General features: G+C 30.1%; 20 protein-coding genes. 3 read left to right on the top strand and 17 right to left on the bottom strand.

Annotated features, from left to right (window positions below; all coding sequences use genetic code 11):
• The coding region (locus HOG88_RS05835; protein ID WP_295004164.1) for a PcfJ domain-containing protein at positions 1–1,051 on the bottom strand (1,051 nt) is incomplete at its 3' end.
• Between the two features lie 272 nt (positions 1,052–1,323).
• Between HOG88_RS05835 and HOG88_RS05840 the strand changes: the two genes are divergently transcribed.
• From HOG88_RS05840 to HOG88_RS05850, 3 genes are read left to right on the top strand one after another with little or no spacing between them, the layout of a single operon-like run.
• Positions 1,324–1,632, top strand: a complete 309-nt coding sequence (locus HOG88_RS05840) for a hypothetical protein (RefSeq protein ID WP_295004165.1) — start codon at positions 1,324–1,326, stop codon at positions 1,630–1,632.
• 44 nt (positions 1,633–1,676) lie between these two features.
• Complete coding sequence (locus HOG88_RS05845; RefSeq protein WP_295004167.1) at positions 1,677–2,015, top strand: type II toxin-antitoxin system RelE/ParE family toxin; 339 nt, start codon at positions 1,677–1,679, stop codon at positions 2,013–2,015.
• Complete coding sequence (locus HOG88_RS05850; RefSeq protein ID WP_295004169.1) at positions 2,012–2,299, top strand: XRE family transcriptional regulator; 288 nt, start codon at positions 2,012–2,014, stop codon at positions 2,297–2,299. Before HOG88_RS05845 ends, HOG88_RS05850 begins: the two co-directional genes overlap by 4 nt.
• Before the next feature lie 166 nt (positions 2,300–2,465).
• Here the strand turns inward: HOG88_RS05850 and HOG88_RS05855 are convergent, their stop codons facing one another.
• The 16 genes from HOG88_RS05855 to HOG88_RS05925 all read right to left on the bottom strand — a co-directional run.
• Entirely contained in the window at positions 2,466–3,185 is a 720-nt protein-coding gene (locus HOG88_RS05855; RefSeq protein ID WP_295004171.1) for a hypothetical protein, read from the bottom strand.
• Between the two features lie 364 nt (positions 3,186–3,549).
• A complete protein-coding gene (locus tag HOG88_RS11905; RefSeq protein ID WP_367234694.1) occupies positions 3,550–3,669 on the bottom strand; it encodes a helix-turn-helix domain-containing protein in 120 nt (39 codons plus the stop codon).
• A gap of 467 nt (positions 3,670–4,136) precedes the next feature.
• The gene (locus tag HOG88_RS05860; protein WP_295004173.1) at positions 4,137–4,316 is read right to left on the bottom strand and encodes a hypothetical protein; all 180 of its coding nucleotides are present in this window, start codon (positions 4,314–4,316) and stop codon (positions 4,137–4,139) included.
• Positions 4,317–4,630: 314 nt separating this feature from the next.
• A complete protein-coding gene (locus HOG88_RS05865) occupies positions 4,631–5,746 on the bottom strand; it encodes a Fic family protein (RefSeq protein ID WP_295004175.1) in 1,116 nt (371 codons plus the stop codon).
• Between the two features lie 140 nt (positions 5,747–5,886).
• Positions 5,887–6,243, bottom strand: a complete 357-nt coding sequence (locus HOG88_RS05870; protein WP_295004177.1) for a HepT-like ribonuclease domain-containing protein — start codon at positions 6,241–6,243, stop codon at positions 5,887–5,889.
• Positions 6,224–6,526: a nucleotidyltransferase family protein gene (locus HOG88_RS05875; protein WP_295004179.1), complete on the bottom strand. Its 303-nt coding sequence runs from the start codon at positions 6,524–6,526 to the stop codon at positions 6,224–6,226. The genes HOG88_RS05870 and HOG88_RS05875 overlap by 20 nt, the downstream gene beginning before the upstream one ends.
• 141 nt (positions 6,527–6,667) lie before the next feature.
• Positions 6,668–6,931, bottom strand: coding sequence for an exonuclease domain-containing protein (locus tag HOG88_RS05880; protein ID WP_348653172.1), 264 nt, complete (start codon positions 6,929–6,931; stop codon positions 6,668–6,670).
• Complete coding sequence (locus tag HOG88_RS05885; RefSeq protein WP_295004181.1) at positions 6,931–7,398, bottom strand: hypothetical protein; 468 nt, start codon at positions 7,396–7,398, stop codon at positions 6,931–6,933. The genes HOG88_RS05880 and HOG88_RS05885 overlap by 1 nt, the downstream gene beginning before the upstream one ends.
• A gap of 117 nt (positions 7,399–7,515) precedes the next feature.
• Positions 7,516–9,189: a DUF4116 domain-containing protein gene (locus tag HOG88_RS05890; RefSeq protein ID WP_295004183.1), complete on the bottom strand. Its 1,674-nt coding sequence runs from the start codon at positions 9,187–9,189 to the stop codon at positions 7,516–7,518.
• 130 nt (positions 9,190–9,319) lie between these two features.
• Positions 9,320–10,657 (bottom strand): hypothetical protein, encoded by a 1,338-nt coding sequence (locus HOG88_RS05895; protein ID WP_295004185.1) that lies wholly within the window; start codon positions 10,655–10,657, stop codon positions 9,320–9,322.
• The gene (locus tag HOG88_RS05900; protein WP_295004187.1) at positions 10,654–11,358 is read right to left on the bottom strand and encodes a hypothetical protein; all 705 of its coding nucleotides are present in this window, start codon (positions 11,356–11,358) and stop codon (positions 10,654–10,656) included. Before HOG88_RS05900 ends, HOG88_RS05895 begins: the two co-directional genes overlap by 4 nt.
• An 8-nt stretch (positions 11,359–11,366) precedes the next feature.
• Entirely contained in the window at positions 11,367–11,984 is a 618-nt protein-coding gene (locus HOG88_RS05905) for a hypothetical protein (protein ID WP_295004189.1), read from the bottom strand.
• Between the two features lie 263 nt (positions 11,985–12,247).
• Positions 12,248–12,640 carry a hypothetical protein gene (locus HOG88_RS05910; RefSeq protein WP_295004191.1) on the bottom strand — a complete coding sequence of 131 codons (393 nt, stop codon included), beginning with the start codon at positions 12,638–12,640 and terminating at the stop codon, positions 12,248–12,250.
• Between the two features lie 96 nt (positions 12,641–12,736).
• A complete protein-coding gene (locus tag HOG88_RS05915) occupies positions 12,737–13,654 on the bottom strand; it encodes a 5'-nucleotidase (RefSeq protein ID WP_295004193.1) in 918 nt (305 codons plus the stop codon).
• 2 nt (positions 13,655–13,656) lie between these two features.
• A complete protein-coding gene (locus tag HOG88_RS05920; protein WP_295004195.1) occupies positions 13,657–14,583 on the bottom strand; it encodes a YafY family protein in 927 nt (308 codons plus the stop codon).
• Positions 14,584–14,707: 124 nt separating this feature from the next.
• A partial coding sequence (locus HOG88_RS05925; protein WP_295004197.1) for a hypothetical protein occupies positions 14,708–14,930 on the bottom strand: 223 nt, incomplete at its 5' end.

The following is a 14,930-nucleotide window of genomic DNA, read 5'->3' on the forward strand; positions in this document are numbered from 1 at the left end:
TAGTTATACTTTTTATATAGTTCTCATTATGCCATTTTTTAATGATATCCATATCAACTTCATCTATTTTCCGATTAAACTTGCCAAGTGCTTGAGCAATTTTCACTGCTCTTAATTCTATAGCATAAAGAAGTTCATCTGCTCTAAATACTCCATATATAATAGATCTTCCACTCTTAATAGTATTGACATACCCAAACATACAATTATGAAGTTCTTTTGCCCATTCACTTAACTCTACGGTATCAACAGGTAATCTAAACTCTAAATCTTCTACGGCAACTTCAACTGAATTTTGATGAGACTTATACACTAAAGTACTATGATCACCTCTGTCAAATGCCGCTAAATGAGATATTCTAGTAATTTCATCGTGTAAATTTTTTGTATTACGCTTTACCTTCCAAAAATGTTCTTCTAAATATTCAAACATACCAGCTATCTGCATGAGTCTTAGAGTATCTATCCAGTGCGATAATGCTCTACTCTTTGTTTGTTCTTCTTGCATTTCCATTAGAAATATTTTTACTATCTGTTTTTCTGTGTAGTGAAGCTTTAAAAAGTGAATAAACTCTATAGCATTAGAAAAGTTTTCATCTGAAAAGATATGCTGTTTTACTGCTGGATATATTGACAAGAGCTGTGTTAAAAAATTCTTATCATCTATTGTTCTAGAAAATACAAAATCACTGTAAGGGTAATAACCTGTTACTTTTAATGAATTTTCATATGTTATGTAAAAAGCTTTTTTTATTGATTTTTCTTCTTTATTATTTATAATGAATTGAAGCATTTTTTGCTCTGATTGGTATTCTAGTGTGAATGTTTGGAGCATATTCATTTGCCAATGAAACATATTCATCTCTTTTAAGTGACTGTGACCTAAAAAATATTGTAGACACCTAAACTTTTGATCAATATCTAAGTTTTTTATGTCCACTTCTTCAATCCAGTCTATTATATTTGGCTTATTTTCAAACAAATTTTGAAATAAATACTCTTTCGCATCATTAACTAAAAGCTTTTTAATCTCTTGTATACGTTCATCCATATACAGACTATATTTAGTAATTATTGGATATTTATATTGTAACTTAGCCTTGCTCCCTGCTCTTTTACTCAAGAGTGCTTCAAATAGGCTTTGTCTCTCTATAACTATTTTCTGAGTTGTTTCAGAGTACCTTGGAATATGAAAATATAATTCAACTCCCCATGCATTATCATTTACACTCTCTGCTCTTTCCCAGAAGAACTGTTTCCATATTTTTGTAGCAGAGCCACTCTCCCATTCTTTAGAATCAATGAAATAATCATTACCACACTTTGGACATAGAACATCCGGTACTTCTATTTCATCTGCAAGTATTAGGAGAAAAGGTTACAGTATCTAAAGTAGCTACCTTGTCTGGTCTTAGTAGAGCAAATATCTATGCTAATTATAAAAGTTTATTTGAGGGATCTGCACATATTGAAAGTAAAACAGATATTAATGAGCTTCGTCAAGTAGTACAGGAAAAGGATAATGCACTTCACAAATTACGCCAAGATAATAAAGCTCTTAAAGAGGCTAATATAAAGCTAATGGACCAATTAGTTATGATGAAAATATTGCTTAATAATTGTAATAGTTAATATAACAGCCTTGTTTTTTTGAACCAAAAAAGGTACAATTATGTATGAATAAAAAAATACAAGTTGTTTTTTATAAAACTCCTGCTGGTAATGAACCTGTAAGAGAATGGCTTATATCCTTAGACTTAGAAGATAAAAAGAGTATAGGTTCTGATATTAAAACTGTTGAGTATGGTTGGCCAATAGGGATGCCAGTATCACGATCTTTAGGCAATAGCCTTTATGAAGTCAGAAGTAATATATCTCATAAACGTATAGCGAGGGTTATTTTTACAATTATTGATAGCTATATGGTGCTTCTGAATGGTTTTATCAAGAAAACTCAAAAAACACCACAAAATGAGATTGATTTAGCTCTTAAAAGAGCGAAGGATATAAAATGAAATTAAATAAAAATGCAATTGGAAGTTCTTTTGATGATTTTTTAGAAGAAGAAAATATATTAGCCCAATCAGATGCTACAGCTATTAAAAGAGTGATTGCTTTTGAAGTGGAAAAATCCATGGAAGAGGAACACATCACAAAAACAGAAATGGCTAAAAGGATGGGCACAAGCAGAAGTTCACTTACAAGACTTCTTGATCCTCTAAACAACTCTATTACTTTAGCTACTATAGAAACAGCTTTAGCAGCTATTGGTAAAAGAGTACAGATTCAAATAGTTTAAAGCTCTAGTAAATGGTTTTTTGAATCAGCTCAAAAGCATTTAAATGTTATTAGTAGATGGCTTGATTTAGATGAATAAGAGTATATGATTGATAGTAACTACTTTACATAACTTATGCTAACCAATTAGTGAATATGCTCTTTATTTCTTATATTTACACTTCTCATTATTTTAAAAGCTGTAGCATACTAATTTCTAGAGAATAGAGTTCTCTATTTTTCCAAAAATATTGAGTTAACCTTACTAACAGTAATAGCATATTTAGATCTCTTTTATCTACACTAGATACTTTACCAAATGATTTAATGACTACAAGCTTATTATCTCTTTTCTCTACTAATTTACAATAGCCATCTTTCTTTTCTAAGATTTGTTTTTCTAAGTTGAAATAGTGCTTTAGTCCATCTTCTGTCGATACATATTCCAGTTTAAATGGTTGAAGATATAGACTGCTTAATATACTTATGTCTTTCTCAATTTTTAATTCTGTTTTCAATTTTTCAAATGTTTTCTTAAGTTTACTCTCATCAATATTTTTAGAGGGCATTTTCTTCAATTCTTCATTTAAGTCTTTAATAGCTTTAAATCGTTTCATTTTAAACCTTTTGGTAAAAGAAGTTATCAAATGAATTAAGCCTTTTTTCTCAATTGTTTTTATCAATATAAAATTTAATAATTGGTTAACAGTTAAATCTTTAATAGTCTTAGAGTCGTGTTCAATTGTGTATTGGGTGTCTACAATAGAGATATTAATACTTTTATATATAATAAAGCTACTCTTTTCATTTGAATTGTACTCAAGCTCTTCTTCTGTGATTATGCTAATAGCATCTTTAACAAGTATCTCATTTTTAAATGCCTCTTGGTTTTGTGAAAGTGTTTTCATCTTGCTATCCTTTATTTTTGATAGTGAGATTATTCCAGAGGGGATTTACTTTTTTTTACCTTTTAAATATTATTGTTCCGAATGTGAAACTAACTCTGAAACAAGATTCCAAACAGGCTCTTATTGTTCCAAATGTGACTTTTGGGAATGATGTTGAGAAAGTTTTATATTTTAAATAATTTATTGTTATTTTTATCATGAATAATTCTTTAAAACTTGTAGTTATAAAAATATAAAATTAATGGCTATTTTGATATAAATGATTTTATATCAAAAATACTAACTTCATATTATAACTTTCCTCATCCTAATAAAGCTTTTAGATAGGTCAACAACCAGTAGGTTTTGGAGCATTTTCTAAAAATTAAAACCTTTTTAATCCAATATCAATGCGTATTCCGTTTTTAAATGAACTTAATGTTGCTCTTGATATACCAATGTTTTTGCATAACTCTTTTTGAGAAATATTTTGTTCTTTATGCAATAAGATATTCTTTTAACTAAATCAGTTTTTAAAAATGAATAATTCTGATTATATTTGGATTTATTTGTGAGAATGTGGTTTTTTAAGCTTGAAAGACTGATAGGTTACAGTGCTTACAGCAATGAAAAATACTACAAATTGTATAATTTCTAAAGCTGTTTCCACTTCGTATCCTTTTTTTCGTTTGCATTAATTATACATACTATCGCACCTAAAGTCAATATTGTATGCCCTATGAAAAAATCGGTATTTATTGTACTAAATAGACTATTGATTTTTAATTTACTTGATTATAGTTTTGGAAATAGTTCCATTACTGGAATGTCACTGTAAACTAGATAGTTACTAGAACTGTATCTTCTGGTACTTTCCCCTCATTTTAAATATAACTGAAAAAAGGTATTCCAAAATAAGAGTATATAGAGATTTAACTATAATGGCCCGAATATTTAAGACAGTAATTTAGACTAAAATAAATCCCCATACTTATCAATAAACTTGTCACCTAATTTTGTAGTAAAAAAGTACCCTATTCCTAAAGATATAAATAAGACAACCTGAAACTTTTCTAGAAAAACTTCAAGGGTAACATCACTAAAATCTGAGTAAAATTTTAAATCTAATAAGGCTATAACAAATTCATCCATAAAATGCTCCTAAGTAATACTCATTTTAAAATTTCATCACTGTGTTTAAATCAATGCTACTGATATTATTGTAACAAGAAGATCATATTAAGTCAAACTTCATTTTGATTTGCTTAGTAAAACAGTAGGTTTTGGGGCTATCTCTAAGTCTCAAATTAAATTGTTGAACTATGATATTAGTTTAATGACTATCGTTACTGACACAAAACTCTGAACGGTCTCGAGATATTTTTGAATTTTAGGTCATCTATACCTTAATGAGAGGAGGGGTGTCCTCCTCTTTTCCAACTTCTTCTAACCTTGTATGAGTATGCTTAAAGTACTAAACTATAGTATACACCTCTACCTTTTCCATGATTAGACATTATCTCTTTTGAAACTAAATCAGATAAATCCCTACTTGCTGTTAATCTAGTGCTCTTTGTGATACTCATATACTTTTGCACTTTCATCCCACCTTCAAACTCTTGAGGAAGATACGATAGCATCTTAAAAATCACTTTCTTTTGCCTCTCATTAAGTTTTGTCTCTCTGTGTCTGTTCCAGAACTTTACTTTAACTTGGACAGCTTCTATTGCTACAAGTGTAGAATCGATTGATTCTTCTAGTAGTTGTAAAAACCATTGTATCCATAGTGATATATCTTGATTAGTTTGAGTACAAACCTTATCGAGTACCTCATAATATTCTTTTCTCTTTTGGTAGATAATAGTTGAGATAGAGTAAAACTTAGGATTTGCAAACGATGACTCCGCAAGAACATAATCAGTTATTGCTCTTGCTATCCTTCCATTTCCATCATCAAAAGGGTGTATGAGCACGAAGTACAGATGAGCAATTGTAGCTTTATAGATGCTACCTAACTCACTATCACTGTTGAGCCAAAGAAGAAATTCATACATAAGCTCTTCTATATTAGAAGATGCTGGTGCTATATAGTGAACTTTTTCTCTGTTCCAAGCACCTGAAACTATCTGCATATCTTCAGTATCTGTTCGGTAGCTACCAACATTTATATCTCGTAGTCCTGAGCTTCCAGTTGGAAAAAGAGCTTTGTGCCACTTTAATATTCTTTGTTTATTGAGAGGCTCTTTATTTGTTTTTGCATCAATTAAGATTTCTATCAGTGCATCCGATTCTCTTGTATAACTATAGTCATCTTCAAGTCCAAGCTTGAGAATTTTATTGATAGAAGATCTTACAGAAGATCGTTGGAGTGTTTCACCCTCAATGGCTGAAGTGGAGAGTGCTTCATTTAAGAGTTGTTCTAATTGGAGTTGATTTGTGTCATCTTCATTCATAAACTTCTCAACCATGTCTAATTGACCAAATTTGTAATTTAGTGTATCTAAGCTGATATTTTCAAAGACAAAGTTAGGAAAATTACGACCTTCCCAAATCCACTTTTTTTCTTGATGATATGTTACCATGGTCTAATTGTATCATTTTTTGATGTATTTATCTTCTCTAATTGTATCATTGATGGCATTTTTCTCAGATTTAATGATGAAGAGAGCAGTATTTATTTTAAAGAGAATATACCTTATGTTAACCAAATTGAGTTAACTAATTATTTGTCTATATTCTTAACCAGTAGTTCAATATCACTTTTCAATGGAAGAATTTTGTTTTGAATGATATCCCAGATTTCGTCCGCATCAATACCAAAGTAATCATGGGCAATAATATTTCGAAAATCTTTTATTTTTTGCCATGGAACATCACTGTGCTCTTCTTTAAAAGTTTCATCAAGTCTAGAAATAACTTCGCCTATTACAACAAACTGCATCATTGACGCATCAAAGCTTTTTTGATTGTGGTATAAGTCATCAGCATTAGCAGAATCTTGAGAATACAATTCTATTTTATCAATTGCTTCGATTAAAGATAATAGATCAAATTTTACATTATGTGACATAGATAGCATCTTTTAATATTAACTCTTTTACATACGGTTTCAGATATTTTTCTCTTGCTAAATCAACACTTCTTTCAAATGCATCAGATAAGTAGTTATTAAGTGAGATTTTCAAGTCATAAATATCTGTAATACCATCTTCAAGCTCAATTAATAAATCAACATCGCTATCTTGGGTCTGTTCGTCTCTTGCGAAAGATCCAAATAACCCTATCTTAGTGATGTGATATTTTTCCATAATATATGAGTGATTAAGCTTTAAAAAATCTAGTATCTCTTGTTTAGTATTCATAACGATAAGTTTAGCATAATTATTTAGGGAAGACCTATTCTTGATTCACTTACTGGCTTATCGCTTGTGATTTTAAAAGCATTAACTAATGTTCTCAACTTTTGCACATAGATTCCAATACTATTCCCTGCTGTCATTTATTTAACCATAACAATCTTGATTGTTTAAAGTTTGGAGAGTTTTATAAAAATTTGTTTCAGTAAATACATCTTTACCCTCTATCAAATTAGGAGTGATACCATGAACAACCATAGCCTTTATTTTAATAGGTAAAACAGTGCTACAAAGTTCGTCAAAAACTTCAACTTCACCTTTGGCATCGACTATCATCGCACCTACTTGAATGATTCTATCTTCCTCTTGGTTTCCTGTTGTTTCTGTGTCAAATAGTATATATTTAGCCATTAAGTAATTTCCTTTGTTGATATTTTAAATTCTAAATTTTCTTTATTCATTCCAAAATCGTGTGCATAATTATCAAACTGATATATATCCATCTCAATGAGTCCATAGTCTTCACCTATTATTATTCTGGGACTACCTTTATCTATCCAGTAGGAGTATTCTTCGCCAACATCGCTTACAAAATATTCTTCTGTATCTAATTCAAATGTCATTGATGCAAGAAACACATCATAATTTTCATAAAAAAGCTGAATTAAAAATTCATTAAAATGTAAACTATGAACAATTTCCTCAAATAGCTGTTCGCTAGAAAATGTATCATCATACTTTTTCACTTCTTCAAAGAAAGAGGTTTCAACTTTAAATAAAAATGTTTTGATTTCACTATTTGAATCCATAGGCATAACAATTTCATTTTCATTACGTAATATAAATCGCATTTTGATAGTTGTTACTTTTGTATCCATTTACGTTTCCTTTTTTCAATTTATATATTAGAATGTATCACGATTTAAGCAATTATTTCATTAGTAAAAACATCTCAATCAACGCCCCATTACTTCTAAAAAACGGATCAAGATCAATCAATCCTCTAAATACTCTAAAATATCATCTAAGTAATACTCTTCTTTTTCATCATCATCCATATCATTAATAAATTTTAATAAATTTTCTTTGAAATCAGTTGAGAAACTAGCAATCGAAGCATAAAACACTTCATCTGTATTAAGTATTGCATTATATCCCTCTACTCCAGTTGTAATCTTTTTTTCTATAGCTGAAATAAGTGATTCATAAATATCCGGACAGTCATCTTCTAAAGACCAATCTTCGCCCCTGATACATGCATATGAAATATCACTTATGCTAGCTGCATCAATATGATTAAGTAGAAGATTAGCGATTTCATTTGCTTTTAGTTCATCATGAAGATAATCATTAAATAAATCTGCATTATCATGATTTTTATAAATACTACCCATCAAAGCATTTCCATCCTCAAAAGAGTTTATCTGTTCTTGTAATGGTACTACTATTTCATCTCTAATTGTAGCTGCTAATTTTACAGTTAGATTAGAATCAAAATCAGTCCCTTCCCCTAAATTAAAGTCTTTGTCAAAATTAATGAAGCTATGCGCACAATAATAATGAAATACGACTTTACATTCTGTAATTTTTTCATCAACTGGCCAATCTTTATTTACTACATTCTTAGCATATTCAAGTCTGGTATTAAAATCATTTTTTAAGGCTTTAGATATAGTATCGCTATATTTCATTAAAGTATTTAATGTATTTTCAGAGAGTCCTCCCCTTTCTGAGATGCTAAATAAGAAAGGGCTAAGTGATACGGAACATATTTCATTTATAACTTTTTCATCTTCATATATTTTTGCATCAAAAGATTCAATCTCTCCATTATTTAAACGATTATCAAATATATTATCTTTATTTTTGTCGTTTGCTAGCTTTATAGATTCTAAGGCAATAGAAACATCTGACTTTATATTATCAGGCGAATATTCAATTACTCTAGTACTTCCTTCCATTGCTAAAAAAATAATTTCCTTATCATTCTTAAGTTCATCTGAAATATATTCATAAACTGAACCATCTTCTTCTATTGCTTTTAGCACAAGAGCTCTATCATTTTTAAGTTTATTTGAAGCATACTTTAAAGATTCGGCATTTTTTTCTACTGCTAGGAACACAATACTTCTATCATTTTTAAGTTCATCTGAAGTGTATTCAAGCCAATCTTCATCTGTATCTATAGCTTTTAGCATAAAATTCCTACTATATCTTACGTTTTCAGGTGCATCTTCATCCGCATACTCTTCTACCCACTCTTTTTCTTCATCAGTTAATTCCAATGATGAACTTTCAACTGGCGAATCAGATAGATTGTTTTCAGGAATTTTTTTATTGCTTTTTTTCTCTTTCTTAAGTAGTTTCTTTTCATCTTCTTCTAACGCTGCTTTTAATGTTAAATCATTATCACAAAGGTAACTATCATCACTTCCTGCTATTTGAGTTTTAATACCAAACATATCTTGTATTTTATCTTCTAGGTTCCCTACTTTAGTATTCTTTTTTGGAGAAAACTCACCACCTTTAGAATCGCCTTTTCTAATTGAAGCTAATGTTGAATCATCTTCTGCAAAACTTCTACCTTCATATACTCTTAGAACTAATCCAAACTCTTCTTTAAACTCTTTTCTTAATGTTTTTACTTTCATTCTTCCGCTGATATTCATTCTTCTTCCTTGGTAATAAATTTTATCAAATTATATTTGATTTTAAAAATACTCATAAAGTACTTTTAAAGTCAAACGATACATATATTATATATTGTAACAAGACATCTTTATGTCTTGTTTATTAAAATTAAACTTGTTCCCAACCTTTTTTTACATTCGCCTCCATAAACTCTTTACATAAAAGTTCAATCTGTTCTTTTGAGTTTGAAATGCGAATATCTTTTTTCATAGGGTCTTTTCTTGTTGGACTAAAATCTGCACTATAAAACACATAAGCAGGAAAGCTATCGTCAAGAGTCTCTTTATTTGTTTTATAAATCATAAACTTTTTAACATTTGTTTTACCTTTGGATGCTTTTGTATAAACCTCTCGAAATATAACTTCACTCTTTGGTAAATCATTTGCACTAGTTTCTGAATCATCTATATAAACTATCTCTGTAATTTGAGACAATCTCACATCATGATTATTTACACTTTTATCATCTCTTACTCTTTTTATAACTGGATGGATAAGACTAACTGAAGGTACAATAGAGCTTAAACTATATCCATCAGTTTCATCATAAGATATAAATGGTTTTTTGATAGTACCTTTTGAGTTTTCTGTTAAAAGTTCATTTACAGACACCTCCATAACAACTTCAGGTTTTACCATATGAAAGGCTACTTTTCTTTTATCTACTTCTAAATAACTTGAATCAATATGAGACTTACTTAGTTTTTCATATAGAGATGTTTTTAGCATTTCATCAAGACCATTTCCTACTATACCTACTTGGATAAAGTTATTGTTTTCATCCATAACAGATAAAAGTAGTTCTCTTACTTTTTCATCTTCTTTTGTATAGCCAATTACTGCCATGTCAAGAGTATGTAAAGGTTTTAGTTTATAAGTGATTGGGAACTCAGTACTCCGTACTACCAGTCCCTCTTGGCTTTTAGATACAACTATATCATCAAAGTACTCTTGTAACTCTTGCTTTGCTAGTGTCTTTTGTGACACTATTTTTCCATCAAACAGTTCATCCAGTTTTACTAAAACTTTAGTGTAGTCATTCTCAATATACTCTTGACCATCTAACTCAAGCAAATCAAATGCTGAGACACTAAGAGCATCCATATCACTACTTAAAGCACTCATTACATCAAATACTCTACATCTATCTGAGTTTGTTGTATGTAGCTCGACAGTTGCTTTTAACGATGTTATATTTTTTGATTTTAGCATAGTCGTTACTTCATCTAAAATAGGAAGCTTAGTTTTTATATTTCCACCACTATTTATTAAAGTTACAATTTGTCCATCAAAATATAAGTAGTTATACTCTCCATCTATTTTAGTAGTTACTATTAATTCAGTACCTGCTATTTTTGAACTTATATCTTCTGGAGTTATTGATTGAAATGAACCAGCTACTTTTCTTTTATAAGTGATTGCTTCATCTATAATTAATTGATTCATACGTTAAACTCCTTTAGCTCTAGGTTTGTTAAATGAAGGATAAGCATATACTTATCATCTTTTATTCTACCCTCTAAAAATCCTCTATAGGGTGTACCACCAGTAGTAACTACTAAAGGTTCATTGCCTTTTTCTCCACCGCCTACAAACATTAAACCATCTTTATCTGATAACTCTTTTGCCATGTCATACAAGAAGTCATAAGTCAGCCCATTTACATGTCTTATTTGGTAGTGTTTTGCAAAGGCAAACTTTTTAATAGCTGCTGCTTTTGGCATAAGCTTACCACTCCATTTTATAGGAAGATTCTCAATTGATATATTCGCTGCTTTTGAGACTAAAGCTTCTCTTTTTTGTTCTACACCATCTTTATCTTTTATGACTTCAATCATCTTTATGTTAAATACTATTTTATTATTTTCATCTACATATATTTTTTTTAGACCTTCAACTTTCTTACCTATTATTTCTATGTCTATATCTACGTCATCTTTTATTATTGCTTGAGATAGGTCTTCTAAGTCTTCATATTGAGCTGCGAGTGTACTCATATCTGTTTCAGGGGTAGTTTTTAATAGTTTAACATTATTCTTAGCAGTACCATCTTTTAGTACTTGTGTAACTTTTGCTCTCGTTGGTTTTGCTTCAAAGCCTAATATTGCATCTCGTTTGTTAGCATTACTTATATTTATTTTTTTCATATTAGACCTTACATCATAGAGAAGTCAAAGTCATCTTCAACTTCTTCTTCAATCTCTTCATCTTCACTATCAAGTGTGCCTTCATCGTTAAGACCAATAAATTCAAATTCAATCTTCTTACCAACTAAAACAAATACTTCTCCATCATTTTCCAGTACAAATGCAGGATCGCCTTCATAGTCAGCTCTATAATTAAATTCAAATGTATAAACTTCTTTTTGCTCTTGTATTGCTTTGACAAAGTCTGGATGGTTCTCTTCGCCTTGAAGTGAATAAATTGATGTGATGTTATGTTCTAAGTAATGTTCAATAGATACTGTAGATGAGAGTTCAATAGGTGCATCAAAGCTAGAAGAAACAATAGTAGCATCTGTTCCATCTTCATTAATATATTTCATATCAGATTTTTCTATCCAATTGCCTTGAATATTAACACTTCCAAGTGCTGTACCACCTTTTGGGATTAGCATTGATAGTTCTGGATATAGAGAGACAGCGTTACATATGTTATCTTCATTGTCTAGTGCGATTTTTTCACTAGAACCATAGAGTTTTTTTCTATCTAGTTTTAATGGTTCTAAGTCATACTCATTTGAACCTATTTGAAAGATTAGTGGTTTTGCCATATTCATCCTTAAAAATTGTAATTAAAATTTATTCTTAGATTAAGTATATAATTGAATTATAGTTAAAGATATTAATATCAATCATTTATCATACAACTTAAGTAGATTAGACTGTTGCTGTGTAACATTTTGAAAGAATATTTACTATTTATTCTCTTTATCCCCAATGCATTAGAGTTTCAAATGTATCTGGACTTCGCTCTTTCATTTTCAATCAGATTATTTTTCTTTTAACCATAGAAATTTCATCAAGTCACCTCAAGTCAAGCTGCATATATTTTAACTTCTACATAATCAAGAGGGTAGTTTTTATCACTAGTAGTTCCGTATATCATTTCCACTTCTTCATCTGCAGTATCTGAAATAATTTCAATAATATTTCCTAAAACATGAAGAGAACAATCTGGATGGATACTAAAATGAATGATACACATCTTGTGATTATTTAAATTTTTCAATTCTTTTATTGCTAAAACAGCTTCATTTGAGTTATTTGTATCTATCTTTATTTTTAGACGAGCATAGTAATATATTTTATCAAAAGAGGATTCTATTAGTATCTTTAAATCTTCTCTATCTAAATTAATATCATTCTCGTAAAGAGCTATAATTTTATTAAACTCTTGTTCTAATTCTTCTTGTGTTAATTTTCTCATTGTTCCCCCTGATTTGTATAAGTATAATATACAATCCCGACATCTTTATGTCTGGTCACTTTTAAATGGAAGAAGGGATTTAGGTAACTCATATAGCTACTTCTTAAATTCTTCAATACTCCTATGAATCACCTTGGCACTTGGAACGACTGATGACGATAGGTCCAAATGAACATCTTGATCATCAAAAAATATATCAGCACCAAAGGCTTCTAATATTTCATACTTTTCGCTTCCACCTAAAAAGAAAGCTTCATCTATTCTAACACCCCAAACATTTAGTGTTTGGATTACTCTTTCATGAGTTGGAGCACTTCTAGCTGTAACTAAAGATGTTCGTATTGGAGATTCTTCATCTTTGAATTTCTTTTGTATTGAGGCAATAGTAAGTAAGAGTTTTGCAAAAGGTCCTTTCTTCATAGGATTATTTACATTTTCTTTTTCATGTTCAATAAAAGCTTCCAATCCATGTTCTTTATAAACAAGTTCTGATTCTTCGGAAAATAGTACAGCATCACCATCAAATGCTATGCGTACTTGATCACCCAACGAGTTGTGTACATCTTGATGAGAAGGAAGTATCTTCGCTGCTGCCACACCATTTTGTATGGCGTTTATAACATCACTATCATCGGCTGAAAGGAATAAATCCACCTTGAAAGCTTTCAGGTAGTTAGATATGTCATTTCCACTTGTCCAACCGGAGCGAACTATTTCTAACTTATGTTTGTTGATTGCATTTGTAATTCTAAGACTAGTAGCTGCATTGTTTTTAGAGAGAATAATTACTTCAACTTGCTTATCTTCTTCACTAAAGTATTTATTTATTTTTAAAAGATTCTCAATAAGTCTAAAACCAGTGCCTTTTTCAAGATGACTATTCTCATTTTCCAGCTGATACTTATAGTACTCATCCAAACCTTTATCTTCAAAGATTTTATTTTCAGTTTCAAGATCAAAGAGTGCTCTTGAACTAACTGCCACAACAAGCTTGTTTTTTAAATCATAAGCCATATCTATTTTCCCGTCAATTGTTGCGAGTATTCTAAGAGGTCATTATCGATTATGTCTTGTATCCACTGAGGTTCTATAACCCTTAAATGAGGTATCCAATACTTAATAATAGGTAGAATCTCCATTTCATGAGTAATTTTTATAACAAACTCCATACTACCGTCTTGGCCTAATGATTCGACACTTTGCATCGGAAGAGGTCTTCTACTAAAATATTTAGCTGCTGTTTTGTTAGCATAGATTTTTACCTCAAAAGGTTCAATGTCTTTTTGAAACCAAATTGATATGGAGTTATCCAATAGGTTTTCTAATTTTTCATCACTTTTAAATGTCTTGTTTGTTAATTTTGAATTTGAAATATTTTTTAAATAGTATTTTTTAAGAGTCTCCTCCCCTAATGCTATTAAATACCAAAACCCTTCATAGTTGGCTATCTTTAATGGCTGGATTGTAGTTTTGTATACAGGATGTTTCTGATCATCATAAGAGCATTCTATCTCTTTCTTTTCTTTAATGGCTGTTTCGATTATTTGTATATCACTAAACTTATCTGACACATCTTCAATATTTAATTTTGTGTATATAGGATTAAAATCTTCGTTCTTTATTTTTGAAAGAAGCTTATGCGCCCTTGTAGAAAATTTTCCTCCGATGCCTTCGGTGATTTTTTCTATAATGTCTAAAACAATCTCATCTTCTAGTGATTTAGTTTTTTCTACTTTAAAGCCATCTTGCATTTTCCATTTTTTATTTTCTTGATAGATTGGAAAAGAGATTAGTCGTTCGTTAAAGTCCCTTTGTATAGTTCTATCGCTGGTATTAAACTCTTTGGCCAATTCTTTAACGGATAGTGCCTCTCCATCATTTAACTTGGAAAGAATAACTGTAAGTCTTGTTAAAATTTTGTCATAGTCGTGCTTGTATGCCATCACTACACCTCAATTTGTAATTTTTTAAATTATATCTTTTTTGACATTAGACTGTCTTGATAATGGTACTTCCAAAAACTCTTTCCATTGCAATAATCGTTTTTTATCAGTAAGATACTCTAACTTAACTTTCGCACCTAAATCCAAGCATTTTCTGTGTAACATCCTGTAAGACACTGATAATAGAGGTTAAATCTTCATTTCTATTTACAATATCATCAATTTTAGCTACTTCCTCAAGAATAGCAATGAAAGTTTTCATAGCAATAGCCAAAGTTGAGAGTTCACACTCTAAATCTTTAAACAATCCTCCAATAGTTTGAGGTTCATTACTGATACGATTAATA

The organism is Sulfurimonas sp. (assembly GCF_018698455.1).
Classification (GTDB): Bacteria; Campylobacterota; Campylobacteria; order Campylobacterales; family Sulfurimonadaceae; genus Sulfurimonas.